Genomic DNA, 26,494 nt, shown 5'->3' on the forward strand with positions numbered 1-26,494 from the left:
CGTGACAAAGAGCGACCCTCACCCCAGCCCTCTCCCAGAGGTAGAGGGGGCCGACCGCAGGATGCTGAAGAGTTGCGCCGACCTGAAAGAGCTGTACCGAATCCATAATCGACTCAATGCATCAGGTCGGCGCAATTCGAATGAAGAACGCGGTCAGTCCCCTCTCCCTCTGGGAGAGGGCTAGGGTGAGGAAAAGCTTTTGACTCAATCCGTCGAACGCGGCAACTGCAACGTCACCCGCAACCCACCCTCACGCAAATTCTGCAACGTCACTTCCCCACCATGGCTGTGGGCAATATTGCGCGCAATGCCTAACCCAAGCCCATACCCCTGCTGCTGCCCCGCCAATCTGAAGTGCGGCTCAAACACCTGCTCCAAACGCTGCTCCGGCACCCCCGGCCCTTCATCATCAACGTGCAAGACAAACGCGCTGTCATCGTCATCGATATGCAAGTGCGCGTTCTGCCCATACTTCAACGCGTTGTCGATCAGGTTGCCAATGCAACGCTTCAAAGCCAAAGGTTTGCCCGGATACGCCGCCAATGCGCGACCATGCTGAGTCACACGACCGTTGCCGTTCGGCGCCAGGTACGGTTCGACCAGACAATCAAGCACATGGTTGAGATCCACCGGTTCGATGTTCTCGTGGATATCAGTGTCTTTCACGCATTGCAGCGCACCTTTGACCAGCAGTTCCAGCTCATCCAGATCGCGGCCGAACTTGGCTTGCAGCTTTTCGTCTTCAAGCAATTCGACGCGCAAACGCAAACGCGTAATCGGCGTGCGCAGGTCATGGGAAATTGCGCTGAACAACTGGCTGCGCTCGGTCAGGTAACGGCTGATGCGCTCGCGCATGGTGTTGAAGGCGCGCCCCACTTCGACCACTTCACTGCCGCCGCCCTCGGCCACTGGCTCGACGTCGGCGCCCAGCGAAAGATCCCGCGCCGCTCGCGCCAGACGCTTGAGCGGCCGACTCTGCCAGTGCACCAGCAGACCGATGAACAGCAGCAAGAATCCGCTGGTGAGGACGATGAACCACACCTGCTGCGACGGCAGGCCTTGCTCTTCAAGACTGGTGTACGGCTCCGGCAACAGCGAGGCGATGTACAGCCATTCGCCCGGGGCCATTTGAATCTGCGTGACCAGCACGGGTGGATTCACCGGTTCCAGGGTCAGCGCGTAATGCGCCCAGGAACGTGGCAATTCATCCAGCTTCAGCCCGGCGTTGAAGATGCGCAGGTCTTCGGGACTGACGAAGGTCACCGAAATATCGGTGTCATGGCCCAAGGTCTGCCGCAGCACTTCGTCGACCGCTTTCATCACCGCCGCTTTACGCGGTGTGACTGGCAGCACGTCCATGCCCAGCGGCTTGTCGTTGAGCGTCACCACGAAGCGGGTGCCGCCCATGCTGCGCAATTGATCCAGCACCAGCGGTCGATAAGCCACCGGCAGAGAGCGGAAGTAACTGACGCTGGCGGTCATTGAATGGGCGAGGCTGCGGGCGCTGGTGACCAGGCCTTCGAGCTGCGTGGCGCGCAATTGCGAGACCCAGATCACGCTCGACAAGGTCTGCGCAAACAGCACCGCGAGCAGGGTCAGCAGCAGCATCCGCCCGAGCAGCGAACGCGGCACCGGCACCTTGGCGGCGAGTTTACGCAGCGAATCAGTGACCATTGCTGGCAACCACATTGGCTGCCAGTTGGTAGCCGCTGCCGCGTACGGTGCGGATCAGTCGTGGCGGTTTCTCGGTGTCGCGCAGACGCTGGCGCAAACGGCTGACGGCCATGTCGACAATGCGATCGAGCGGCATCAGGTCGCGACCGCGGGTGGCGTTGCCGATGGTGTCGCGGTCGAGGATTTCCTGCGGGTGATCGAGGAACAGTTTCAGCAGGGCGAAGTCGGCGCCGGAGAGAATCACTTCCTCGCCGTCGGTGTGAAACAGCCGATGGCTGACCATGTCCAGCCGCCACTCGTCGAAGGCCAGCACGTCACTGCCGCTGCGCTCCTGACCGAATTGCGCACGCCGCAGCAGGGCTTTGATGCGTGCTTGCAGTTCGCGCGGGCTGAAGGGTTTGCCTAGGTAGTCGTCCGCACCGAGTTCCAGACCGATCACGCGGTCGGCTTCGTCGGAACTGGCGGTGAGCATGATGATCGGCACCTGCGCCTGACGCGGATGCTGACGCACCCAACGGCACAGGCTGAAGCCGTCTTCGTCGGGCAGCATGACATCGAGGATCACCAGATCGCTCGGCGCCTCGTTGAGGGCCTGACGGAAACTGGCACCGTCGGCGGTGGCCCGTACCTGAAACCCGGCGCGGGTCAGGTAGGTTTCCAGCAACTCGCGTATTTCCTGGTCGTCATCGACCAACAATATCGACTTGTTGACTGAGCTCACTTCGAAGGCATCCTTGTTGTTGGAATTGGGGCGGATTATGCCTTAAGCACTGATTTTACAAACACCACAAAACAACCGTAGGAGTGAGCCTGCTCGCGATAACGGTCTTACATTCAACACATTCGTTGACTGACGTACCGCTATCGCGAGCAGGCTCACTCCTACAGTTTGATTGCATTTCAGGTTGGGATTGACTGGTCCAGCGCTACGCCGGCGCCAACCAGCCCGGAATACGGCGCTGTCACCAGCCACACCGGAATGCCTTTGAAGTAATCGCTCATGCAACCTTTGTCAGCGAAGCTGCGGGCGAAACCGCTTTCGAGGAAGAAATCGGCGAAGCGTGGAATCACACCACCGACGATATACACCCCACCACGCCCGCCCGTGGTCAGCACGTTGTTACCGGCGACACGGCCGAGCCAGCAGCAGAACTGCTCGAGCACTTCCAGGGCAATCGGATCACCCGCCAGACCGGCCGCCGTGATCGCTTCCGGCGTATCAAGCGTTGGCTCATGCCCGTCCACTGCGCAGATCGCGCGATAGACTCGCGGCAAACCGCCGCCACTCAACGCGGTTTCCGCGCTGACATGGCCAATCTCGTTGTGGATGTGCTGCCACAGCTGGGTTTCACGCGGACTGCTCAGCGGCAGATCGACGTGACCGCCCTCGCCCGGCAACGCCGCGAAACGGCCTTCACCGAGATCGAGCAAGGTGCCGACGCCAAGGCCAGTGCCCGGGCCGATCACCACCGCCGGACGCAACGGCTCCGGCGTGCCTTCGCAGACCACGCGGAATTCGCCCGGCTGCAAACGGGTCATGCCCAGCGCCATCGCCGAGAAGTCGTTGACCAGCAACAACTGCTCGACCTGCAAGGTTTTGCAGAACGCGCTGCGGCTCAGGCGCCAGTGGTTGTTGGTGAATTTGAATTCATCACCACTGACCGGGCCGGCCACCGACAGGCACACCGAACCGATCGAACCCGGCGCCAGACCGAGCCCGCTCAGATAGAGGCTGATCGCCTCTTCCGGGCTGGCATGGTCGGCCGTGGCCAGCACCTGAACCGATTGCAGTTGCTGGTTTTTCCACAACGCAAACCGCGCGTTGGTGCCTCCGATGTCACCGACCAAAGCCAGTTTCAATTAAGCGTCTCCAGGGCAGAAGTGAAGGCGCTGGCGCCCTGCTCCGCCGAGCTGAAGGCCAAACGCATAAAACCAAACAGTTCACGACCGCTGCCGATGTTGTTGCCCAACAGGCCTTTGGCGGGTTCGCGCGCTGCAAATTCGGCGGCGTCGACTTTAAGTTCCAAAGTACCTTTGACGCCATCGACGCGGATGATATCGCCCTCTTGCACGCGCGCCAAAGCACCACCGACATAAGCCTCGGGGCTGACGTGAATCGCAGCGGGGATTTTGCCCGAGGCGCCGGACATCCGGCCGTCAGTCACCAGGGCGACTTTGAAGCCACGATCCTGCAACACGCCGAGGAACGGCGTCATCTTGTGCAGCTCCGGCATGCCGTTGGAACGCGGCCCCTGGAAGCGCATCACGGCAACGAAATCTTTTTCCAGCAGACCGGCCTTGAACGCGTCAGCCAGGTCTTGCTGATCCTGGAACACCATCGCTGGCGCTTCGACGATCTGGTTCTCCAGGGCGACGGCGGACACCTTCATCACACCGCGACCGAGGTTGCCTTCCATCACCCGCAAACCACCCTCCGCCGAGAACGCACGGGCGACTGGGCGCAGGATGTTTTCGTCGAGGCTGTCGACCGGACCTTCACGCCAGACCAGTTCACCGTTATCAAGGAACGGCTCTTTGGTGTATTTGCTCAGGCCGTGGCCAAGCACGGTGTTGACGTCTTCGTGCAGCAGACCGGCGCCAAGCAGTTCGCGGATCAGGAACGACATACCGCCCGCTGCCTGGAAGTGGTTGATGTCGGCTTTGCCGTTCGGGTAGACGTGACTCAGGGTCGGCACGACTTCGGAGAGGTCGGCCATGTCCTGCCAGGTCAGTTGAATACCCGCGGCCATGGCGATGGCTGGCATGTGCAAGGTGTGGTTGGTCGAGCCGCCGGTGGCGTGCAGCGCGACGATCGAGTTGACCAGCGATTTCTCGTCGACGATTTCGCCGATCGGCATAAAGTTACCGTTCTGCTTGGTCAGGCGCGTGACTTGATGCGCGGCTTCGCGGGTCAGCGCATCACGCAGCGGCGTATTCGGGTTGACGAAAGACGCGCCCGGCAAGTGCAGGCCCATGACTTCCATCAGCAACTGGTTGGTGTTGGCGGTGCCGTAGAAGGTGCAGGTGCCCGGGCTGTGGTAGGACTTCATCTCCGATTCCAGCAGCTCTTCGCGGGTGGCTTTGCCTTCGGCGTATTTCTGGCGCACGTCGGCTTTTTCCTTGTTGGAAATCCCCGAGACCATCGGCCCGCCCGGGACGAAAATCGTCGGCAGGTGACCGAAGCGCAGCGAGCCCATCATCAGGCCCGGGACGATCTTGTCGCAGATGCCAAGCATCAGCGCGCCGTCGAACATGTTGTGTGACAGCGCCACCGCTGTAGACATGGCGATCACTTCGCGGCTCGGCAGGCTCAGTTCCATGCCCGGCTCGCCTTGGGTCACGCCGTCGCACATCGCCGGCGTGCCGCCAGCAAACTGGCCGACCGAGCCGATTTCGCGCAGGGCGTTCTTGATCTGTTCCGGGAAAACTTCGTACGGCTGGTGCGCCGAGAGCATGTCGTTGTAAGAAGAAACAATGGCGATGTTCGCAGAGTTCATCATCCGCAGGCTGTGCTTGTCTTCGCTGCCGCAACCGGCCACGCCGTGGGCGAAGTTGGCGCATTGCAGCTTGCCGCGCATCGGCCCGTCAGTGGCGGCGCCGCGAATCAGTGCAAGGTAAGCCTGACGCGTGGCGCGGCTGCGGGCGATAAGCCGTTCGGTGACCTCAAGGACGCGGGGATGCATGTGTAGAACTCCAGGCTAACGGATGTGGCGACCTGATTGTCTATGCTGATCAAACGCCGTTGTTGTTGGAATGACAGACGGCTTTTTTGACCATTCGGACCAGTTGATTCAGGTCACTCGTTGTAGATAAAACAAAATATTGCCACTAAAAAGGCTTGTTTTCTATTTTTATGCGAATAATCTTGTAATTCCAACAACAAAACGACGGCGGCGCTGTTCCATGACTCTTCGAATCGCAATCAATGGTTTTGGCCGCATCGGCCGTAATGTCCTGCGCGCACTGTATACCCAAGGCTATCGACAGGATTTGCAGATCGTCGCCATCAACGATCTCGGCGACAGCTCGATCAATGCTCATCTGCTCAAATACGATACCGTTCACGGCACGTTCGACGCGCAAGTCGAGCATGACAATGAAAGTCTGACCGTCAACGGCGACCGCATTGCGGTCAGCGCGATTCGCAACCCGGCCGAGTTGCCCTGGGCGGCGGAAAAGATTGATGTGGTGTTCGAATGCACCGGTCTCTTTACCGATCGCGCCAAAGCGGCCGCGCATATTACTGCCGGTGCACGCAAAGTGATCATCTCGGCTCCGGCAAAAGGCGCCGACGCCACTGTGGTTTATGGTGTGAACCACGACATTCTGCGCCAGTCGCACCAGATCATCTCCAACGCTTCGTGCACCACCAACTGCCTGGCGCCGGTGGCGCAGGTGCTGCACCGTGAACTGGGCATTGAAAGCGGCCTGATGACCACGATCCATGCCTACACCAACGATCAGAATCTGACTGACGTTTATCACACCGACCCGTACCGCGCGCGTTCGGCCACGCAGAACATGATCCCGAGCAAGACCGGCGCCGCTGAGGCCGTGGGCCTGGTGTTGCCGGAACTGGCCGGCAAACTGACCGGCATGGCCGTGCGTGTCCCGGTGATCAATGTGTCGCTGGTGGACCTGACCGTACAACTGAAGAAAGAAGCCAGCGCCGAAGAAGTCAACGCGCTGATGAAAGCCGCCAGCCAACATTCGAAGATTCTCGGTTTCAACACCCTGCCGCTGGTATCCAGCGACTTCAACCACAATCCGCTGTCGTCGATTTTCGATGCCAACCACACCAAATCCAGCGGCAAACTGCTGAAAGTGCTGGCCTGGTATGACAACGAGTGGGGCTTCTCCAACCGCATGCTGGATAACTGCCTGGCGTTGTGTAACGCGGAGTAAATCCCGTATCCCTTGTAGGAGTGAGCCTGCTCGCGATAGCTATCTGTCAGTCACAGATGTGTGGCTGATCTACCGCTATCGCGAGCAGGCTCACTCCTACAGGGGTTTTGTACTGTATTTGAAATCAGGGCTTGACCATTCGAATAGATGATAAGCATTATCATTCGCTTGAAATCGATCAGGTCCTCCCGTGAGTCAATCGCGCTTCAACCACGTCTTCCTCACCCAGCGCACCTCGCTACTGCGTACGCTGGAACGGATGGTCAACAATCACAGCACCGCTGAAGACCTGCTGCAGGAGACCTACCTGCGCGTGACGCGGGCGTTGAGCGAGCGGGCCATCGATCACCTCGAACCTTTTGTCTTCCAGACCGCGCGCAATCTGGCGCTGGATCATTTGCGTGCGCGCAAGATCCATTCGCGAACCATGGTCGATGATGTGCCGCAGGATGTCGTGCACAGCATCGCCGCCCCCGCCAGCAGCGCTGAAGATGCCGCCCACGCCGAACAGATGCTGGAGCGCCTGAACGTGAGCCTCAGTCAACTCAGCCCCCGCCAGCAGCAGATTTTCATCCTCAGCCGTTTGCACGGGAACAGCTATCAGGAAATCGCTGATGAGCTGAATGTTTCCCTCAGCACTGTGCAGAAAGAATTGAAGCTGATCATGAGCATTTGCATCGGTGTCGCTGAACGACACGACAGCAGCGGCAAGCTGTAAGCTTCAAGCTCCAAGTAAAAACGAAAAGCAGTACACGCATCTGGCTTGCAGCTTGCAGCTTGACGCTAGAAACTGCTTCGCCAGAAGCCCGAGGAAACACCGTGACGGACACCCACCGCTCGCCTTCGCCGGATTCGGCGCAGGACGCTGCAAACGCAATGGACCAGGCTTTGGACTGGCTCATCGTGCTCGGCAGCCCGGACGAGGAGCAGACCCGGCAGTTCCATGCCTGGCTGGCGGCCGATCCGTTGAATGCCGAAGCGTTCGCCAAGGCCCAAGCGATCTGGGACGGCCCGCAAGTCGCCCTGTGTGCGCAAAGCCTGGCGGCGAAACCTGCGAAAGTCACCGTCCTCAAGCGTCTGCGTCCGCACTGGAAACCGCTGGCCACCGCCGCCGTGCTGGTACTCGGTCTGTTCAGTTTCAGCAATTTGCCGATGCGCATTCAGGCCGATCATCTGACGGTGGTCGGCGAGCGTCAGCGCCTGCAATTGGAAGACGGCTCGAAAGTCCTGCTCAATACCAATTCGGCATTTTCCAGCACCATCAACGATCAGCAGCGCGTTGCCCGGTTGTTTCAGGGCGAGGCGTTTTTCGAAATTGCCAGCGGGCGCAGTCAACCGCTGGAAATCGATGCCGGGCCAGTCACTGCCAGCGTGCGCGATACCGCGTTCGCCGTGCGTTATCTCGATGGCGTCGCGCAGGTCAATGTGCAGCGTGGCGACGTCGATCTGCGCGCCACCCATAACGATGCCCGTGTACGTCTGACTGCCGGTGAGAGCATCCGCATCGGCCCCAACGGTTTCGACCGCCCGGCCAAACTCGACGCCAACACCGATCTGGCGTGGGTGCAGGGCCGACTGGTGTTCGAGAACTGCCCGCTGAATCAGGTGCTGGCCGAATTGCGCCGTTACTACCCGGGCTGGATCATCAACAATAACGAACAGTTGGCCGACGTCGCCGTAACCGGCAATTACCGTCTCGACCAGCCGCTCGACGTGGTTCGCTCCCTCGCTCAGATCACCTCGGCGCAACTGAAAGAATTCCCCGCGCTGGTCATCCTGAACTAAATGAGAATTATTTTTACTCGATAGCCAACGGTAGTACGTCTCGTTATAGCCAATGCAATTGATTCGCAACACGCGAGTCAATCAGCACCTATAAAGATTCGTGCGACACGGAGCGCTATCGATGTCCTCACGCCTTACCCGCCAGACCTCCTCCCCTTCCCGCGTATTGTCGCTGCTGACCGCGGCCATCCTGATGGCCGGCACTGCGCCGCTGATGGCGGCCACCGAGCAACCGACACGCAACATGGGCGATTACTCGTTCGCCATCGGCCAGCAGCCGCTGGTGTCGGCACTCAATGCCTTCACCGCCGTGACCGGTTGGCAGGTCGGCTTGCCGGCAGAATTGGGTCAGGGCGTGTCGTCGCCGGGCGTGCGTGGCTCGCTGCCCCCAGAAAAAGCCCTGGAGCGTCTGTTGGTGGGGACCAACCTGAGCTTCCGCAAAATCAGCAATAACAACGTCGTACTGGAAAAGCGCAACGCCAGCGGCACGCTCAATCTGGATCAGGTGACCATCAGCGCCACCCGTCAGGAGCAGTCGGTCAATAGCGTGCCGGCTACCGTCACCGTGCAGACCCGCCAGGATCTGGACCGCAACAACGTCAACACCATCAAGGATCTGGTGCGTTACGAGCCGGGCGTTTCCGTCGGTGGCGCCGGTCAGCGTGGCGGTATCAGCGGCTATAACATTCGCGGCATCGACGGCGACCGCATCCTGACTCAGGTTGACGGCGTCGAAGTGCCGGACGGTTTCTTCAACGGCCCGTACGCCAAGACCCAGCGCAACTACGTCGATCCGGAAATCGTCAAACGCGTGGAAATCCTCCGTGGCCCGGCCTCGGTGCTGTACGGCAGCAACGCCATCGGCGGCGCCGTCAGCTATTACACCCTCGATGCCGACGACATCATCAAACCGGGCAAAGACGTCGGTGCGCGCCTGAAAACCGGTTACAGCTCCGCCGATGACAGCTGGTTGAAGTCCGCCACCGTTGCCGGCCGCGCCGACCAGTTCGACGGTTTGCTGCACTACAGCCAACGCGACGGTCACGAAACCGATTCCTACGGCAGCAACAATGGCACTGGCCTTGAGCGCACCGCCGCCAACCCGGAAGACGTCAACGCCTACAACGTGCTGGCCAAGATCGGCTGGAACTACAACGAAGATTCGCGTCTGGGCCTGACCTACGAAAAGTACAAGGATGACCGCGACACCGATCAGAAAAGTGCCTACGGCGGCCCGTATTTCAATGGCGCCCCGACCATCCCCAACAGCGTACTGCCCGGCGGCATGTACCAGTGGCGCACCGGCAACGACACCATCACCCGTGAACGTATCGGCATCGAGCACTCGTTCGCCCTCGACAGCCTGCTGGTCGATAACGTGAAGTGGAGCCTCAACCACCAGATCGCCAAGACTGACCAGAGCACCACCGAGTTCTACTACCCGATCACCCGTAAAGTGCTGCGTACTCGCGACACGATTTACGAAGAGAAACAATGGGTCTTCGATGCGCAACTGGACAAGGCGTTCACCATCGGCGCCACCGATCACGTGCTGACTTACGGCACCACCATCAAGCAGCAGAAAGTCACCGGCTCGCGCAGCGGCGACGGCACCTGCCTGGCCGTCGGTCGTGGCTGCACCGCCATTGGTGCAACCAGTACTGCTGACGTATTGGCCAAAGCCACCGACTTCCCGGACCCGACCATCAACACCTACAGCGTGTTCGCTCAGGATCAGATCAGCTGGAACAACTGGACCTTCCTGCCGGGCCTGCGCTACGACTACACCCAGCTCAAGCCGCACATCACTCAGGAATTCCTCAACACCGTGGCGGCTGACGGTCAAGGCACGGTCAGCGACGAGAACAAGACCTGGCACAAAGTCTCGCCGAAATTCGGCCTGACCTACGCCCTGACCGAAAACTACACCTGGTACGGTCAATACGCCGAAGGCTTCCGCACCCCGACCGCGAAAGCCCTGTACGGCCGCTTCGAAAACACCACCACTGGCTACAGCGTGGCGCCGAATCCCGACCTGGAACCGGAAAAAAGCAAAAGCTATGAAACCGGTCTGCGCGGCAACTTCGAACACGGTTCGTTCGACGTGGCAGTGTTCTATAACAAGTATCGCGACTTCATCAACGAAGATGCTGTGACCCCGGGCCGCAACGAGCTGACCTTCCAGTCGGCCAACATCAAGCACGCCACCATCAAGGGGGCGGAAGTCAAAGGTCGTCTGAATCTGGATGCGTTTGGCGCGCCGCAAGGCCTGTACACCCAAGGTTCTATCGCCTACGCCTACGGTCGCAACAACGACAACGGCGAGCCGATCAACAGCGTCAACCCGCTGACCGGCGTGTTCGGTCTGGGTTACGACCAGGACAACTACGGCGGCCTGCTGAGCTGGACTGTGGTGAAGAAAAAGGATCGCGTCGACGACAGCAACTTCAAGTCGCCGGATGGCGTCAGCAGCCAATTCAAAACCCCGGGCTTCGGCATTCTTGATCTGGCCGGTTATTACAAAGTCACCGACGACGTCACCGTCAGCGGCGGCATCTACAACCTGACCGACAAGAAATACTGGCTGTGGGATGACGTGCGCGGTTACGACAGCGTTGGCGAAGCCTCGGTGACGCAGCCGGCCAACCTCGATCGCCTGACCCAACCGGGCCGCAACTTTGCGATCAACCTGATCTGGGACATCTGATCCGGCCAACCTCACTGCGCGTGTTCAGGCACTGCGCAGTGAGGTTTTTTTACGCTTGCACGTCGCCTTGTTCGTCTCGTTATCAAGCGCCTCTTTTATCAAGGACATGTCATGACCACTTCGGAAAAAGCCCTGCGTTCACAACGCCTGAACCAGATCACCCATGAGCCGCACAGCAAGCTCGACGCCCTGGTCAAAGCCCACGCGCCGTTCGAGACCCGCGCCAACTTCGCCCGGTTCGTCGTCGCGCAGTACCTGTTCCAGTCGGAACTGGTCGATCTGTACAACGATGCAGAATTGACTGCGATCGTCCCTGATCTGCCGGCGCGTTGCCGCGCCGAAGCGGCCAAGGCTGACCTTGCCGACCTCGACACTGAAGTACCGGCGCCAGTCGCAGGCGCAGTTAACAATCCGAGCAAGGCTGGCGCGCTGGGCTGGATTTTTGTCTCCGAAGGTTCGAAGCTCGGTGCGGCGTTCCTGATCAAACGCGCCGTGGCCCTGGAGCTGAGCGAAACCTTTGGTGCCCGTCACCTCGGTGAGCCTGAAGGTGGCCGTGCCGAAGGCTGGAAAAGCTTCGTACGCACCCTCGATTCGCTGCAGTTCACTGCCGAGGAAGAAGCCGAAGTCGAGCAAGGCGCGATCGACGCGTTCAACCGCTTCACCGTGCTGCTGGAACAGGCTTACGCCACTGAAGCCGAACCAGCCTGAAGCAACACACATACCCCTGTAGGAGTGAGCCTGCTCGCGATGGCGTCATGTCATTCAATATGAATGTCGACTGATCCACCGCTTTCGCGAGCAGGCTCACTCCTACAGGGGAACTGCGTAAGCCTGTAAGATCTCCCTTCCGCTTCAGAAGCCACCGCGTAGCCCATGCCGCAACCCGCCTCCTCGAAACTCGCCCGCGTGCTGTTCGGCCTCTTGGCCTACGTCAGCCTCGGCATCGGCCTGATCGCCATTGTCGTGCCCGGCCTGCCGACCACCGAGTTCATCCTCCTCGCCGCTTGGGCCGCGACTCGCAGTTCGCCGCGTTTGAGTGCCTGGCTGGAAAACCATCGCTTGTTCGGACCGATCCTCAGCAATTGGCGCAACGGCAAGATCATCGCGCGCAAGGCCAAAGTCAGTGCGACGGTGAGCATGTTGCTCTGTGCGACTCTGATGCTGCTGATGCTCGATCATGGCTGGCCGGTCTATCTGGCGATTGCCGGGATGAGCCTGGGCAATCTGTGGATCTGGTCGCGCCCGGAATCCATCCGGGTCTGCACTGACCCGTCATCACACTGAAACATCCCTGTAATTATTCGTTTTTTCAGCACTTTCCCCTGCGCAAACGTTTAGCGCTGACCGTCCGTCGGCACGCGCCTCATGCCCTCTGCTTCCACGCCGATGAGCATTGAATGGCGCTGAATGGATTTGGCGAACCGGATAGTTCATATCCGCCTGCCACCCGTTTATTCATTCGCGAGATCGCCCCATGTTCGACGCTCTGTCCATTCGCCTGAAAATCGTTCTGCTCTCCGGCCTGTGCCTGCTCGGTGTGGTTGCGCTGATCGTCGGCATGAACATCTACCAGACCAACCAGAACGACGAACTGGTCAGCAACTCCAGCAACCAGTTGCTCACCGCCAGCGTGCAGAATCTGTTGCAAGCCAAAGCCGCCGAACAAGCCGTGCGGGTGCAGAAGACCTTCGGCGAAAGCCTGACGGTGATCACTGCCGTCGCGGATCAGATCAAGGACCTGCGGGTAATGGCCGCCAAGCGTTCGCTGGACGCCGGCGCCTTGCGCGAAGAGTTGAACCTGAGCCTGAAAACCGCTTTTGAGCGCAACGACAAAGTGCTGGGCATCTGGCTCGCTTTCGAACCGAACGCTCTCGACGGCAAGGACAGCGAGTTCGCCAACGATGCCGCGCGCCAGTCCAACGAAGCCGGGCGCTTCGCCACGTACTGGAGCCGCGCCGCCGGCGCCTCGCTGAACACCATCATGGTCGAAGAAGACCTGACCAAAACCACCCTCAGCGTCAGCGGCACGCCCTACAACAGCTGGTACACCTGCCCTCGCGATGCCAAGCGCACCTGCCTGCTCGACCCGTATGCCGACACTGTCGGTGGCAAGGAAATGCTCATGACGACCATTTCCGTACCCCTGATCGTCGACGGTAAAGCCATCGGCGTGGTCGGCGTCGACATCGCCCTCGACGCCCTGCAAGCAGCGGCCGTGGATTCCCAGCGCAACCTGTTCAACAACGCCGGGCATATGCTGATCGTCTCCGGCAGCGGCGTGCTCGCTGCCGACAGTTCCGACGCGAGCAAGGTCGGCAAAAAGATCAGCGACACCCTCGGCGCCGATGGCAAAGATGTGCTGCAACTGCTGAGCTCCGGCACACCGAAGATTCTCGAACAGGGCGACCTGATTCGTGCGGTGTACCCGGTCGATCCGATCGGCAACTCGCGCGCCTGGGGCGTGGTCATCGACCTGCCGAAACAAGTGTTGCTGGCCGACTCGGTCAAGCTGCAAGCGGTGCTGGATGATGCGCAGGAAACCGGCGTGATCACCGCGCTGCTGGTTGCCGTGGTCGCCGGTCTGGTCGGCCTGTTGCTGATCTGGCTGACCGCGTCCGGCGTTACTCGCCCGATCAATAGCGTTGCCGAGATGCTGAAGAACATTGCCAGCGGCGAAGGCGATCTGACCCAACGTCTGAACTACAGCAAGCAGGATGAACTGGGCGAACTGGTGAACTGGTTCAACCGCTTTCTCGACAAGCTGCAACCGACCATCGCGCAGATCAAACAGAGCATCACCGAAGCACGCGGCACCGCCGACCAGTCTTCGGAAATCGCCCGTCAGACCAGCGAAGGCATGCAGGTGCAGTTCCGCGAAATCGATCAGGTCGCCACCGCCTCCAACGAAATGAGCGCCACCGCCCACGACGTCGCCAACAGCGCATCGAATGCCGCCAATGCCGCGAAAGGTGCCGATCAGTCGGCCAAGGACGGCATGTCGATCATCGAGCGCAGCACCCGCGACATCAATCAACTGGCCGATGAAGTCAGCAAGGCTGTGACCGAGGTTGAAGCGTTGGCGGTCAACAGCGAGCAGATCGGCTCGGTGCTGGAGGTCATCCGCAGCATCGCTGAACAGACCAACCTGCTCGCCCTCAACGCGGCGATTGAGGCGGCCCGCGCCGGTGAGAGCGGCCGTGGTTTTGCCGTGGTTGCCGACGAGGTGCGCAACCTCGCCAAACGTACGCAGGATTCGGTGGAAGAGATTCGAATCGTGATCGAGCGCATTCAGACCGGCACCCGTGGCGTGGTCGCGACCATGCATTCGAGCCAGACCCAGGCGCACAACAACGCCGGGCAGATTCGTCAGGCAGTGGATGCACTGGGCAAGATCAGCGATGCGGTGACGGTGATCAGCGACATGAACCTGCAGATTGCCAGCGCGGCTGAGCAGCAGAGTGCGGTGGCTGAAGAAGTAAATCGCAATGTCTCGGCTATCCGCACCGTGACCGAAACATTGACTGAACAAGCCACTGAGTCGGCAGCGATCAGCAGCCAGCTCAATGCCCTGGCCAGTCAACAGATGAAATTGATGGATCAGTTCCGCGTCTGACCGCGCCACTCAATCCACCACAAAACCTTGTGGGAGCTGGCTTGCCAGCGATGGCGGCACATCAGTCAGTACATTGTTGACTGACACACCGCTATCGCTGGCAAGCCAGCTCCCACAGGGTCAAGTGGCAACCCTGCAATCGGGGATTTCATCTGACTCGGGATTCTTTTGCACTATCATCGCCCTCTCGCTCCGGAGGGCCTTCGATGACTGATTTACTCACGTCCATTCAAGCCGCACTCGGCTTGCCGCACACGCCGATCCCGTTCACCGACCGTGGCGCCCTGCCCTCGGCGTTCGCCGTTACCGAGCTTGCCTGCGCCAGCATGGCCGCGGCCGGTCAGGCCGTCAGCGAATTGCTCCGGCAGCAGACCGGCCAGCGACCTGTCGTTGAAGTCGATCGTCGATTGGCATCGTTCTGGTTCGCCACATCAATCCGTCCCATCGGCTGGCAAGTTCCGCCACTGTGGGATCCAGTCGCTGGCGATTACCAGACCTGCGACGGCTGGATTCGCCTGCACACCAACGCCCCGCATCACCGCGCTGCCGCTGAAAGCGTGCTCGGTGCCTGCGCCGACCGTGCTGCGATGGCGGTAAAAGTCGCGCGATGGGCGAGTACGGATCTGGAGCAAGCGGTGGTCGACGCCAAGGGTTGTGCCGCCGAGATGCGCAGTTGGGCACAGTGGCAGACGCATCCGCAGGGGCTCGCGGTGAATGCCGAGCCGCTGGTGCATTTCCTCGATTCGCAAGATGAACACAGCCAAGCGTGGCAAGGCTCGGTGGCGCACCCGTTGGCCGGGATCAAGGTGCTGGATCTGACGCGCGTGCTCGCCGGCCCCACTGCCAGCCGTTTTCTCGCCGGCCTTGGCGCCGATGTATTGCGCATCGATTCCCCGACCTGGAATGAGCCTGGTGTCGTTCCGGAAATGACTCTCGGCAAACGCTGTGCGCGGCTGAACTTGCATGATCCGGCGAATCGCGCGGTGTTCGAAGGATTGTTGAAAGACGCCGACATTTTGCTGCACGGTTACCGCGCCGATGCCCTGGAAAATCTCGGCTTCGGCGCCGAACGCCGCCGGCAACTGGCACCGGGCCTGATCGATGTCGCCCTCAACGCCTACGGCTGGAGCGGCCCGTGGCAGAACCGCCGCGGCTTCGACAGTCTGGTGCAGATGAGCAGCGGCATTGCCGAGGCCGGGCAGCGCTGGCTGCAAGCCGAGAAACCGACGCCGTTGCCAGTGCAGGCACTGGATCATGCGACGGGGTATTTGATGGCGGCGAGTGCGCTCAGGTTGCTGACTGAGCGGTTGGCGAATGGCCGAGCGGGCTCAGCGCGATTGTCGCTGGCGCGGACGGCGAAGTTGTTGATCGAGCATGGGCCGGGAACAACGCAAGCGTTGCGCGTCGAGGATGAACAGGATCAGAGCTTGTCGTTGGAGCAGACCCCGTGGGGACCGGCGCATCGTTTGCAGGTGCCGATGAAGATCAGCGGCACGCCGATTCAGTGGGCGTTGCCGGCTACAGAACTGGGTTCACATCACCCACAGTGGAATTAAAAGCCCCTCACCCTAACCCTCTCCCAGAGGGAGAGGGGACCGATCGGGGAATATTGAAGAGATCCACCGACTTGAACGCTTGGCGCTGAATCCCTAATCGACTCGGTCTTTCAGGTCGATGTAAAACGCAAAACACCTCGGTCGGCCCCCTCTGTCAGAGAGAGAGGGACTGATTCGGGGATACTGAAGAGATTCACCGACTTGAACGCTTGGCGCTGAATCCATAATCGACTCGGTCTTTCAGGTCGATGTAAAACGCAAGACACCTCGGTCGGCCCCCTCTCCCTCCGGGAGAGGGCTGGGGTGAGGGCTGCAATTTCAGGCCGAGCGATAATGTATCAATCTGCCCGGCTCAAGGACGTCCACAAAAGCTGCGCCGCATACCCCCGATACGGCCGCCACGCCTCAGCGCGCAACGACAATTCCCGCGCTGTCGGCCGCTCTCCTTCCAGCACCTCCAACGCTCGCAGCAACCCGACATCGCCATGGGGAAATCCATCCATATCCCGCAACTGCCGCAAAGCAATGTACTGCGCCGTCCACTCGCCAATCCCGTGCAATGCCAACAACCGCGCCATGCCACCCTCGCGATTCGGGTCAAACAACGAGGGTTCATCCAGCAACGCCTGCGCCACGCCCGACAACGTGCGCCCCCGACTTTTCGGCATGCCCAGCGCCGCCAGATCTGCCGCCGCCAAGACGTGTGCCTCGGGAAACACATGGGTCAATCCAGGCACGCTCGAATCCAGCGGCGCGCCATATTGCGCAACCAGTTTCCCCGCCAGACGAATCGCCGCCACCACCGTAATCTGCTGCCCGAGCACCGCGCGAAAGGCCAACTCCAACCCATCCCACGCACCGGGAATGCGCAACCCCGGACGCTCGGCGATCAACCGCGCCAGCAACGGATCATTTGCCAGATGCCCTTGCATCACCGCCAGATCCGCATCCAGATCAAACATTCGCCGCAATCTGATAACGATCTCGGGCACCGCTGCCGGATCAGTAAAACTCAACTCAACCTGCAGCGCATCTACCGCTTCCTGCCAAATCGATACTGTCCCGTGGACACCGTTCAATCCAATGCTGCGCGAATACACACCTTCAACGACGGTCTCCATCCCAGCCACCGCCCGCGCCGCGAGAAACCCCAACATTGCCTCCCAGTCATACGGCGGCGCATACGCAAGCGACAACCTCACAACGACAGCACACCGCTGTACAACCCATACGCCGCCAGCCCCGCGCCGATAACCACGCAGGTGAAAATGCCTTTCTCGACATGGGTGAACAACGGCTCGCCCTGCTCATGTTTAGCCTTGGCAAACAGGATCACCCCCGGCGCATACAGCAACGCCGACAGCAGCAAATACTTCACCCCGCCGGCGTACAGCAACCACACCGCATACCCGAGGGCGATGCCACCGATCAGCAGATCCTTGGTGCGCTCGGCCGAAGCATGTTCGTAGGTTTCGCCGCGCCCGCTGAGCAACACCGCATAGGCCGCCGACCACAGGTACGGCACCAGAATCATCGACGACGCCAGATAAATCAGGCTGGTGTAAGTGCCCGCCGAAAACAGCGTGATCAACAGGAAAACCTGGATCATCGCGTTGGTCAGCCACAACGCGTTGACCGGCACATGATTCTTGTTTTCCTTTTTCAGGAACGCCGGCATGGTCTTGTCCTTGGCGGTGGCGAAGAGGATTTCCGCGCAGAGCAATGCCCACGACAACAACGCACCGAGCAGTGAAATCGCCAGGCCAACGCTGATCAATAAAGCGCCCCACGGCCCGACAATGTGTTCGAGTACCGCCGCCAGCGACGGGTTCTGCAGATTCGCCAGGTCCGGCTGGCTCATGATCCCCAGCGACAGCACATTGACCAGCACCAGCAGCGCCAGCACGCCGACAAAACCGATGACCGTGGCGCGACCGACGTCGCTGCGCTTTTCCGCCCGCGCCGAGTACACGCTGGCGCCTTCGATGCCGATGAACACGAACACCGTGACCAGCATCATGTTGCGCACCTGATCCATCACCCCGCCGAAATTCGGGTTGCTGGTGCCCCAGATGTCGCGAGTGAAAATGTCAGCCTTGAATGCCACCGCCGCGATGACGATGAACATGATCAGCGGCACCACTTTGGCCACCGTGGTCAGCTGATTGATCAGCGCCGCCTCCTTGATCCCGCGCATCACCAGAAAATGCACGGCCCACAGCAGTACCGAGGCGCAGCCGATGGCGATCGGCGTGTTGCCCTGGCCAAACACCGGAAAGAAGTAACCGAGGGTGCTGAACAGCAGCACGAAATAGCCGACGTTGCCCAGCCAGGCGCTGATCCAGTAACCCCAGGCGGACGAGAAACCCATGTAGTCGCCAAACCCGGCCTTGGCGTAGGCATAGACGCCCGAGTCCAGTTCCGGCTTGCGATTGGCCAGCGTCTGAAAAACGAACGCCAGAGTCAGCATGCCGATCGCGGTAATCCCCCAACCGATCAGGATCGCCCCGGCATCGGCACGCGCCGCCATGTTCTGCGGCAGCGAGAAAATCCCCCCGCCAATCATCGAACCCACCACCAGGGCGATCAACGCGCCTAATCGCAGCTTTTGCGTCGGTTGCGACATTTCAGTTTCCCTTTGAAGTGTGGTGAGCGTGCATTTGTAACAACTATTAACTAAACGGATAAAGGTAGATGACGTTTATCAGGTAACGCCAATTAACGCCTGTTTATATATAGCGGATGACGCTAACGCCTAGCACGTTAAGACAGTTTTGTGCGCTGATCCCGATAATTCAATTCTGTACTGAAAACAGAGGCTGAAAATTTGCCAAAAGCTGAAAAAGAACTAGCGTGATAATTCGAAAGTAATAATAGCCATTCCCAACAATGTAGCCACAACGCCTCTAGGACGGGCCTTGCGGGCAGAGTATTTATGCCTTCAGTCGAAGCCTAAGTCATTCATTAACAATGGAATGTGACCATGCACTGATCTAAGTCAGCTGTTTGAACAGACAACAGAACTACGCTGTGATCTCTTCTCTCCTGCAATGGAGTCATGCAATGTCTGAAGCTCCCGGAAAACTACGACTAGGTGCACTGGTTGCATTGGTAGTCGGCTCAATGATCGGTGGCGGGATATTCTCCTTGCCGCAAAACATGGCCGCCAGCGCCGACGTCGGTGCGGTACTTATCGGTTGGGCCATCACTGCTGTCGGCATGCTCACCCTCGCTTTTGTCTTTCAAACCCTTGCCAATCGCAAGCCTGACCTGGACGGCGGTGTCTACGCCTACGCCAAGGCCGGATTCGGCGATTACATGGGTTTCTCATCTGCCTGGGGTTACTGGATCAGCGCCTGGCTGGGTAACGTCGGTTACTTCGTTCTGCTGTTCAGCACTCTCGGCTATTTCTTTCCGATTTTCGGTGAGGGCAACACCGTTGCTGCGGTGATTGGCGCCTCGGTGCTGCTGTGGGCCGTGCACTTTCTGGTGCTGCGCGGGATCAAGGAAGCGGCGTTCATCAACCTGGTGACCACGGTCGCCAAAGTCGTACCACTGCTGCTGTTCGTGTTGATCGCGGTGTTCGCTTTCAAACTGGACATCTTCACCGCCGACATCTGGGGCATCAAGAATCCGGATCTGGGCAGTGTGATGAACCAGGTGCGCAACATGATGCTGGTCACCGTGTGGGTGTTCATCGGCATCGAGGGCGCGAGCATCTTCTCGGCCCGCGCCGAAAAACGCTCGGACGTCGGTAAGGCCACTGTGATCGGCTTCATCACCGTGCTGCTGTTTCTGGTGCTGGTCAACGTGCTGTCGCTGGGCATCATGACCCAGCCGGAACTGGCGAAACTGCAGAACCCGTCGATGGCGGCCGTGCTTGAGCACGTGGTCGGTCATTGGGGCGCAGTATTGATCAGCGTCGGTCTGATCATCTCGCTGCTCGGGGCGCTGCTGTCGTGGGTGCTGCTGTGTGCGGAGATCATGTTCGCCGCCGCCAAAGACCACACCATGCCGGAGTTCTTGCGTAAGGAAAACGCCAACCACGTACCGGTCAACGCCCTGTGGCTGACCAACGCGATGGTGCAGATTTTCCTGATCATCACGCTGTTTTCGGCCAGCACTTACCTGTCGCTGATCTACCTCGCCACTTCGATGATTCTGGTGCCGTACCTGTGGTCGGCGGCCTATGCCCTGCTGCTGGCGGTGCGCGGCGAAAGCTACGAAGGCTTTGCTGCCGAACGGCGCAAGGATCTGATTATCGGCGGCATCGCGCTGATCTACGCGGTGTGGCTGTTGTATGCCGGCGGGGTCAAGTACTTGCTGCTCTCGGCCCTGCTCTACGCACCTGGCGCGATCCTGTTCGCCAAAGCCAAGCTGGAACTCAAACAACCGATTTTCACTAACGTCGAGAAGCTGATTTTCGCCGCAGTGGTCGTGGGTGCCCTGGTGGCTGCCTACGGTCTCTACGACGGCTTCCTGACTCTGTAATCCCTGATTGATTTGTTATCTGGAGGATCTGAAATGACCACGGAAAAAGTTAAGTACGGCGTCCATTCCGAAGCCGGCAAACTGCGCAAAGTCATGGTGTGCTCCCCAGGTCTGGCCCATCAGCGGCTGACCCCGAACAACTGCGATGAACTGCTGTTCGATGACGTGCTCTGGGTGGCTCAGGCCAAGCGCGACCACTTCGACTTCGTCACCAAGATGCGCGAGCGCGGCATCGATGTGCTGGAAATGCACAACCTGCTGACCGACATCGTCGCCATCCCTGAGGCGCTGGACTGGATTCTCGAGCGCAAGGTCACCGCCGATTCGGTGGGCCTGGGCCTGATCAACGAAGTCAAATCCTGGCTGAAAAGCCTTGAGCCACGGCACATCGCCGAATTCCTGATTGGCGGCGTGTCCGCCGATGATCTGCCGGACAGTTTCGGCGGCAAGACCATCCAGATGTTCCGCGACTTCCTCGGCCACTCCAGCTTCATTCTGCCGCCGCTGCCGAACACCCAGTTCACCCGCGACACCACTTGCTGGATCTACGGTGGCGTGACGCTGAACCCGATGTACTGGCCAGCGCGCCGTCAGGAAACCCTGCTGACCACCGCCATCTACAAATTCCATCCACAGTTCACCAACGCCGAATTCGAGATCTGGTACGGCGACCCGGACAAGGATCACGGCAGCTCCACCCTCGAGGGCGGCGACGTCATGCCAATCGGCAACGGCGTAGTGCTGATCGGTATGGGCGAACGTTCATCCCGCCAAGCCATCGGCCAACTGGCGCTGAACCTGTTCAAGAACAAAGCCGTGGAAAAAGTCATCGTTGCCGGCCTGCCGAAGTCCCGCGCCGCGATGCACCTCGACACCGTGTTCAGTTTCTGCGACCGCGACCTGGTGACGATTTTCCCGGAAGTGGTCAACCAGATCGTCGCCTTCACCCTGCGACCAGACGAAAGCAAACAGGGCGGCATCGACATCCGCCGCGAAGAAGGCACCTTCCTCGACACCGTGGCCAAAGCCCTCAACCTGCCGAAGTTGCGCGTGGTGGAAACCGGCGGCAACAGCTTCGCCGCCGAACGCGAGCAATGGGACGACGGCAACAACGTGGTGGCCGTGGAACCGGGCGTGGTCATCGGCTACGACCGCAACACCTACACCAACACCCTGCTGCGCAAGGCCGGCGTGGAAGTCATCACCATCAGCGCCGGTGAACTGGGCCGAGGCCGTGGCGGCGGCCACTGCATGACCTGCCCGATCATCCGCGACCCGATCGATTACTAAACCTCTGAGCCCTGGCCGACACTTACAACGTGCGGCCAGGGGGATAACCGACACCGAAGGAGATCCATCATGGCTTTTAACATTCACAACCGTAACCTGCTCAGCCTGGAACACCACACCCCACGTGAGCTGCGTTACCTGCTCGACCTGTCCCGCGACCTCAAACGCGCGAAATACACCGGCACCGAGCAACAACACCTGAAGGGCAACAACATCGCCCTGATCTTCGAAAAAACCTCGACCCGCACCCGTTGCGCGTTCGAAGTGGCGGCGTATGACCAAGGCGCCAACGTCACCTACATCGACCCGAACTCTTCGCAGATCGGTCACAAAGAAAGCATGAAAGACACCGCCCGCGTGCTGGGGCGCATGTACGACGCCATCGAGTACCGTGGCTTCAAACAGGAAATCGTCGAAGAGCTGGCCAAGTTCGCCGGTGTGCCGGTATTCAACGGCCTGACCGATGAATATCACCCGACGCAAATGATCGCCGACGTGCTGACCATGCGTGAACACGCCGACAAGCCGATCCATGAGATCAGCTACGCCTACCTCGGCGATGCGCGCAACAACATGGGCAACTCGCTGCTGCTGGTCGGCGCCAAACTCGGCATGGACGTGCGCATCTGTGCACCGAAAGCGCTGTGGCCACTGGATGATCTGGTCGAGCGTTGCCACAAATATGCAGAAGAAAGTGGCGCACGTATCACCCTGACTGAAGACCCGAAAGCCGCGGTCAAAGGCGTCGACTTCATTCACACCGACGTTTGGGTGTCGATGGGCGAGCCGGTGGAAGCCTGGGCCGAGCGTATCCAGCAACTGCTGCCGTACCAGGTCAACGCCGAGCTGATGAAAGCCAGCGGCAACCCGCGCACCAAGTTCATGCACTGCCTGCCGGCGTTCCACAACAGCGATACCAAGGTCGGCAAACAGATTGCCGAGCAGTATCCGCACCTGAAAAACGGCATCGAAGTGACCGACGACGTGTTCGAGTCCCCAGCCTGCATCGCCTTCGAGCAAGCGGAAAACCGCATGCACACGATCAAAGCGATTCTGGTCTCGACCCTGGCTGATCTGTAACTGCAATAGCTCCCACTGAAGGAACCGGTTCCAAAGGTGGGAGCGAGCCTGCTCGCGAAAGCGGTGGGTCATTCAACAGAGATGTCGACTGATCTGACGCCTTCGCGAGCAGGCTCGCTCCCACAGGGGATCCCGGTTCCGGCAGGAAGATCGAGTTGTTCGCCTCTCCTCTGATTAGAAGGACATGCACCATGCGTATCGTCGTAGCGCTGGGCGGTAACGCCCTGCTCCGCCGTGGTGAACCGATGACCGCTGACAATCAGCGCGCCAACATCCGCATCGCCACCGAGCAAATCGCCAAGATCCATCCCGGCAACCAACTGGTCATCGCCCACGGCAATGGCCCGCAAGTCGGCCTGCTGTCGTTGCAAGCGGCGGCCTACACCTCCGTCACCCCTTACCCGCTGGACGTGCTCGGTGCCGAAACCGAAGGCATGATCGGCTACATCATCGAACAGGAACTGGGCAACCTGCTCGACTTCGAAGTGCCGTTCGCCACCCTGCTGACCCAGGTTGAAGTCGACGCCAAGGATCCGGCCTTCCAGAACCCGACCAAACCGATCGGCCCGGTTTACGACAAGGCCGAGGCAGAAAAACTCGCTGCCGAAAAAGGCTGGGCGATTGCTCCGGATGGCGATAAATTCCGCCGTGTGGTGGCCAGCCCACGACCAAAACGCATTTTCGAAATCCGCCCGATCAAATGGCTGCTGGACAAGGGCAGCATCGTGATTTGCGCCGGTGGTGGCGGGATTCCGACCATGTACGACGAGAACCGCAATCTCAAAGGTATCGAAGCGGTGATCGACAAGGACCTGTGCTCGTCGCTGCTCGCCGAGCAACTGGAAGCCGACCTGCTGGTGATTGCCACGGACGTCAACGCGGCGTTCATCGATTACGGCAAGCCGACGCAGAAAGCCATTGCCGAAGCGCACCCGGATGAGCTCGAACGCCTCGGCTTCGCTGCCGGTTCCATGGGGCCGAAGGTGCAGGCAGCCTGCGAATTCGCGCGCCATACTGGCAAGGTCGCGGTGATCGGTTCGCTGGCGGACATCGAAGCGATTGTCCAGGGTACTGCCGGTACTCGCGTGACCACGGCGAAGCCGGGCATCACTTACCGATAATTAGAAACTCCGGGGGCAGGCCCGAGGTCTGCCCTTCTCCCATGCCTTGAAAGGAGAAACCCATGGCCCAGTTTGAACCCGGTCATCTGCATATTGAGCGGCACGCGTTGACTCCGGATGACGTCAGTTACAACGTGCACCTCGACTATGAAGTGTTCACCGACCCGCAGAAAGGCAAAGGCATCCAGTTCACGATGCATGGCAACCTTCAGGGCAAGGACATGAAAGAGACCTTCTTCCTGCCCAAAGAGGAGGCCTACAACTTTGCCAACAATGTGACGAAAATCGCCGAGAAGTACGGCATTCCCAAGACGCACAGCCAGATCGGCTCGGTTCACAAGCATTACGACATGATGTTTGAAGACATCCGCAAGCAACTCGATATGAAATCCGGGGATCCGGTCAATCTTGAGCACTTCGAATAACCCGCAAAAGCCCCTCACCCTAGCCCTCTCCCAAAGGGAGAGGGGACTGATTGGGGGATGCTCTAGAGTTACACCGACCTGAACTTGCTTTACCGAATCCATAATCGACTGGTTCTTTCAGGTCGATGTCAAACCTCAGACACCTCGGTCGGCCCCCTCTCCCCCTGGGAGAGGGCTGGGGTGAGGGCGTTTTTGATTTAAGGCATACTTGCCCCCCTCCGCACTGCAGATCACTGAACCGCCCCATGCGTATCCACGTCAGTTTCATCGACCGCGTCGGCATCACCCAGGAAGTCCTGGCTATCCTCGGTGGGCGCAATCTCAATCTGGATGCGGTGGAGATGATCCCGCCCAACGTCTACATCGACGCGCCGACCCTGAGCCCGCAAGTGCTCGAAGAACTGAAAGATGCGTTGTTTCGCGTGCTCGGCGTCGAGGCGGTAACCGTGGTCGATATCCTCCCCGGCCAGCGTCGGCACTTGCAGCTCGATGCGTTGCTGGCGGCGATGACCGATCCGGTGCTGGCGCTCGACAGCGCCGGCAAGGTGCTGCTGGCCAACCCGGCGTTGATCGCGCTCTACGGTCGTGAACCGGCGGGGGAAAGCGTCTCTGAACTGTTCAACGATCCGGCCCTGCTCGACACCTTGCTCGAACACGGCTTCCGTTTGCCGCTGCGCGAAATCACCGTCAACGGTCAGACCTTGCTACTCGATGCCACGCCAATCACCGACGCGGGCGCCCTGCTGACCTTGTATCAACCGAACCGCATCGGCGAACAACTCTCGGCCTTGCACCACGACCATGCCGAGGGTTTCGATGCATTGCTCGGAGAATCCCCGGCAATCCGCACCCTCAAGGCGCGCGCGCAACGGGTGGCAGCCCTTGATGCGCCACTGTTGATCCAGGGCGAAACCGGCACAGGCAAAGAACTGGTCGCCCGTGCCTGCCACGCCATCAGCGCTCGCCACAGCGCACCGTTTCTCGCCCTGAACTGCGCGGCCCTGCCGGAGAACCTCGCCGAGAGCGAACTGTTCGGCTACGCCCCCGGCGCTTTCACCGGCGCGGCGCGCGGCGGTAAACCGGGGCTGATGGAGCTGGCCAACCAAGGCACGGTATTCCTCGACGAGATCGGCGAGATGTCGCCGTATCTGCAGGCCAAGCTGCTACGCTTCTTGAATGACGGCAGCTTCCGTCGGGTCGGCGGTGATCGTGAGGTGAAGGTCAACGTGCGCATCCTCAGCGCGACCCACCGTGATCTGGAAAAAATGGTCAGCGAAGGCTTGTTTCGCGAAGACCTGTTCTACCGCCTCAACGTGCTCAACGTTGAAGTGCCGCCGCTGCGTGAGCGCGGTCAGGACATTCTGTTGCTGGCACGCTATTTCATGCAGCAGGCTTGTGCGCAAATTCAGCGCCCGGTCTGCCGCCTCGCGCCGGGGACCTACCCGGCGCTGCTCGGCAATCACTGGCCGGGCAATGTGCGGCAATTGCAGAACGTGATCTTCCGCGCGGCGGCGATTTGCGAGAGCAGCCTGGTGGATATCGGCGACCTCGACATTGCTGGCACCTCAGTCGCACGGCAAACCGACAGCGATGTCGACAGCCTCGAACAAGCGGTCGAGTCCTTCGAAAAAACGCTGCTGGAAAAACTCTACGTCAGTTACCCCTCGACCCGCCAACTGGCCAGCCGCCTGCAAACTTCGCACACGGCCATCGCCCATCGCCTGCGCAAATACGGCATCCCCAACAAGCCCTAATCACACCGCAGATCCCCTGTAGGAGTGAGCCTGCTCGCGATAGCGTTCGATCAATCAATTAGTTTGTCGTATGACACACCGCTATCGAGAGCA

Annotated in this window: 20 protein-coding genes and 1 pseudogene; 15 read left to right on the forward strand and 6 right to left on the reverse strand. The window is 59.9% G+C overall.

Translation table 11 applies throughout. The features are described from left to right. Positions 1–204: 204 nt before the first annotated feature. The 4 genes from ACW9IR_RS11370 to edd all read right to left on the reverse strand — a co-directional run bounded on the left by ACW9IR_RS11370 (position 205) and on the right by edd (position 5,357). Positions 205–1,674, reverse strand: coding sequence for an ATP-binding protein (locus ACW9IR_RS11370; RefSeq protein ID WP_110718798.1), 1,470 nt, complete (start codon positions 1,672–1,674; stop codon positions 205–207). Continuing rightward, positions 1,664–2,395 carry a response regulator gene (locus tag ACW9IR_RS11375; protein WP_102900192.1) on the reverse strand — a complete coding sequence of 244 codons (732 nt, stop codon included), beginning with the start codon at positions 2,393–2,395 and terminating at the stop codon, positions 1,664–1,666. The genes ACW9IR_RS11370 and ACW9IR_RS11375 overlap by 11 nt, the downstream gene beginning before the upstream one ends. 179 nt (positions 2,396–2,574) lie before the next feature. After that, positions 2,575–3,534 (reverse strand): glucokinase, encoded by a 960-nt coding sequence (locus tag ACW9IR_RS11380; protein ID WP_110718800.1) that lies wholly within the window; start codon positions 3,532–3,534, stop codon positions 2,575–2,577. Further along, entirely contained in the window at positions 3,531–5,357 is a 1,827-nt protein-coding gene (gene edd / locus ACW9IR_RS11385) for a phosphogluconate dehydratase (protein ID WP_007917882.1), read from the reverse strand. Before edd ends, ACW9IR_RS11380 begins: the two co-directional genes overlap by 4 nt. A gap of 220 nt (positions 5,358–5,577) precedes the next feature. Here edd and gap point away from each other — a divergent pair, with 220 nt between their 5' ends. From gap to ACW9IR_RS11430, 9 genes and pseudogenes are all read left to right on the forward strand, one after another. Then, positions 5,578–6,579, forward strand: coding sequence for a type I glyceraldehyde-3-phosphate dehydrogenase (gene gap, locus ACW9IR_RS11390; RefSeq protein WP_034153396.1), 1,002 nt, complete (start codon positions 5,578–5,580; stop codon positions 6,577–6,579). Positions 6,580–6,769: 190 nt separating this feature from the next. Further along, positions 6,770–7,297 carry an RNA polymerase sigma factor gene (locus ACW9IR_RS11395; protein WP_064391734.1) on the forward strand — a complete coding sequence of 176 codons (528 nt, stop codon included), beginning with the start codon at positions 6,770–6,772 and terminating at the stop codon, positions 7,295–7,297. 101 nt (positions 7,298–7,398) lie between these two features. Continuing rightward, entirely contained in the window at positions 7,399–8,364 is a 966-nt protein-coding gene (locus tag ACW9IR_RS11400; protein ID WP_110718801.1) for a FecR family protein, read from the forward strand. A 121-nt stretch (positions 8,365–8,485) separates the two neighbouring features. Further along, positions 8,486–11,071 (forward strand): TonB-dependent receptor, encoded by a 2,586-nt coding sequence (locus tag ACW9IR_RS11405; protein WP_110718802.1) that lies wholly within the window; start codon positions 8,486–8,488, stop codon positions 11,069–11,071. Between the two features lie 111 nt (positions 11,072–11,182). Next, complete coding sequence (locus tag ACW9IR_RS11410; RefSeq protein WP_457463234.1) at positions 11,183–11,779, forward strand: biliverdin-producing heme oxygenase; 597 nt, start codon at positions 11,183–11,185, stop codon at positions 11,777–11,779. 165 nt (positions 11,780–11,944) lie between these two features. After that, positions 11,945–12,355: a YbaN family protein gene (locus tag ACW9IR_RS11415; protein WP_150730550.1), complete on the forward strand. Its 411-nt coding sequence runs from the start codon at positions 11,945–11,947 to the stop codon at positions 12,353–12,355. Positions 12,356–12,818: 463 nt separating this feature from the next. Continuing rightward, a pseudogene (locus ACW9IR_RS11420) lies at positions 12,819–13,826 on the forward strand (PDC sensor domain-containing protein); the annotation flags it as partial. Positions 13,827–13,928: 102 nt separating this feature from the next. Then, positions 13,929–14,684, forward strand: coding sequence for a methyl-accepting chemotaxis protein (locus tag ACW9IR_RS11425; RefSeq protein ID WP_400507418.1), 756 nt, complete (start codon positions 13,929–13,931; stop codon positions 14,682–14,684). Between the two features lie 206 nt (positions 14,685–14,890). After that, on the forward strand, positions 14,891–16,240 hold the full coding sequence (locus ACW9IR_RS11430) for a CoA transferase (protein WP_457463236.1): 1,350 nt from the start codon (positions 14,891–14,893) through the stop codon (positions 16,238–16,240). Positions 16,241–16,578: 338 nt separating this feature from the next. On the opposite strand, the gene ACW9IR_RS11435 is transcribed toward ACW9IR_RS11430, so the two are convergent. Together ACW9IR_RS11435 and arcD (ACW9IR_RS11440) are read right to left on the reverse strand one after the other, a co-directional pair. Next, positions 16,579–17,442 carry a DNA-3-methyladenine glycosylase family protein gene (locus ACW9IR_RS11435; protein WP_457463238.1) on the reverse strand — a complete coding sequence of 288 codons (864 nt, stop codon included), beginning with the start codon at positions 17,440–17,442 and terminating at the stop codon, positions 16,579–16,581. Continuing rightward, positions 17,439–18,866, reverse strand: a complete 1,428-nt coding sequence (gene arcD / locus ACW9IR_RS11440) for an arginine-ornithine antiporter (protein ID WP_102900181.1) — start codon at positions 18,864–18,866, stop codon at positions 17,439–17,441. Before arcD (ACW9IR_RS11440) ends, ACW9IR_RS11435 begins: the two co-directional genes overlap by 4 nt. 437 nt (positions 18,867–19,303) lie before the next feature. Here arcD (ACW9IR_RS11440) and arcD (ACW9IR_RS11445) point away from each other — a divergent pair, with 437 nt between their 5' ends. The 6 genes from arcD (ACW9IR_RS11445) (at position 19,304) to ACW9IR_RS11470 (ending at position 26,401) form a co-directional block, all read left to right on the forward strand. Next, positions 19,304–20,731 carry an arginine-ornithine antiporter gene (gene arcD, locus ACW9IR_RS11445; RefSeq protein ID WP_007908042.1) on the forward strand — a complete coding sequence of 476 codons (1,428 nt, stop codon included), beginning with the start codon at positions 19,304–19,306 and terminating at the stop codon, positions 20,729–20,731. Positions 20,732–20,764: 33 nt separating this feature from the next. After that, positions 20,765–22,021: an arginine deiminase gene (gene arcA, locus ACW9IR_RS11450; protein ID WP_038366599.1), complete on the forward strand. Its 1,257-nt coding sequence runs from the start codon at positions 20,765–20,767 to the stop codon at positions 22,019–22,021. A gap of 69 nt (positions 22,022–22,090) precedes the next feature. Further along, positions 22,091–23,101, forward strand: coding sequence for an ornithine carbamoyltransferase (locus ACW9IR_RS11455; RefSeq protein WP_008086805.1), 1,011 nt, complete (start codon positions 22,091–22,093; stop codon positions 23,099–23,101). A 191-nt stretch (positions 23,102–23,292) separates the two neighbouring features. Then, a complete protein-coding gene (arcC, locus tag ACW9IR_RS11460; protein ID WP_034153407.1) occupies positions 23,293–24,222 on the forward strand; it encodes a carbamate kinase in 930 nt (309 codons plus the stop codon). Between the two features lie 62 nt (positions 24,223–24,284). Beyond that, a complete protein-coding gene (locus ACW9IR_RS11465; protein ID WP_007908047.1) occupies positions 24,285–24,647 on the forward strand; it encodes a DUF5064 family protein in 363 nt (120 codons plus the stop codon). Between the two features lie 245 nt (positions 24,648–24,892). Next, positions 24,893–26,401: a sigma-54-dependent transcriptional regulator gene (locus ACW9IR_RS11470; RefSeq protein WP_457463242.1), complete on the forward strand. Its 1,509-nt coding sequence runs from the start codon at positions 24,893–24,895 to the stop codon at positions 26,399–26,401. Positions 26,402–26,494 lie beyond the last annotated feature (93 nt).

This window comes from Pseudomonas sp. SDT291_1_S447, from assembly GCF_054070155.1.